The 1,065-nt window shown below is 67.3% G+C and carries 2 protein-coding genes; both read left to right on the top strand.

Features of this window, described 5'->3' with window-relative positions; genetic code table 11:
- On the top strand, positions 1 to 312 hold a 312-nt coding region (locus AC1DOG_RS23150), incomplete at its 5' end, for a DUF4194 domain-containing protein (protein WP_477931352.1).
- Positions 313 to 330: 18 nt separating this feature from the next.
- A partial coding sequence (locus AC1DOG_RS23145) for an ATP-binding protein (RefSeq protein ID WP_477931350.1) occupies positions 331 to 1,065 on the top strand: 735 nt, incomplete at its 3' end.

The raw sequence follows: 1,065 nt of genomic DNA, 5'->3' as shown, positions 1-1,065 counted from the left end.
CTGCTGTACCTGCGCCAGCAGCTGGCCGAAGCCGATGCGCGCGGCAACCGCGCGGTGGTGGCCGACACCGAGATGGCCGAGGCCCTGGCCATCTACGAAAAGAACCTCTCCACCGACCGCGCCGGCTTCAATCGTCGCGTGGCCGCGGCGGTGCAGAAGATGAAGGAAAACCACATCCTGACCCGGCTTGCCGGCCAGGACGACCGCCACGAAGTGTCGCCGGCATTGAAGCTGCTGTTCTCCGCCGAAGACGTCTCCGCGCTGTCCAACGTGTACCGCCAGTTGCGCGACACCCCCGCAGCAAAAGCCTGAACGGACCACCGATAACGCATGGCCATTTCCAAGCACACCCCCGCCCTGTTCAACGACGGGCTGCCCGATCCGCGGTTGCAGCAGTTCCGCATGCGCCGCCTGCAGGTACACAACTGGGGCACCTTCAACGGCCTGACCGAAGTGCCGATCGCCGAGCGCGGCTTCCTGTTCGTGGGCCGCTCGGGCTCGGGCAAGTCGACCCTGCTCGATGCCATGTCGGCCATGCTGGTGCCGCCGTCGATCGTCGACTTCAACGCCGCCGCGCGCGAAGCCGAACGCAGTGGCCGCGACCGTAACCTGGTGTCCTACGTGCGCGGCGCGTGGGCCGACCAGCAGGACCGGGGCACTGGCGAAATTGCCACCCAGTACCTGCGCAAGGGCGCCACCTGGACCGCGCTGGTGCTGGAGTACCGCGCCGGCGATGGCCGCGTGGTCAGCCTGGTGCGCCTGTTCTGGATCGCCGGCAACGGCGCGGCCGCCGCTGACGTGCGCAAGCACTACCTGATCGCCGAGCGGCCGTTCGACATCGCCAAGGACCTGGGCGGCTTCGACCTGGACCTGCGCAAGCTCAAGCAGCGCCTGGGCGACGTGCACCACTTCGACAGCTTCGTTGGCTACGCCGAGCGCTTCCGGCACCTGCTGGGCATCGACAATGAAATGGCGCTGCGCCTGCTGCACAAGACGCAGTCGGCCAAGAACCTGGGCGACCTCAACGTCTTCCTGCGCGACTTCATGCTGGACACGCCCAAGACG

The organism is Rhizobium sp. 01N48, from assembly GCF_056399145.1.
The sequence above is the reverse complement of the archived record's forward strand: the minus strand, read 5'-3'. Positions and strand labels throughout refer to the sequence as shown.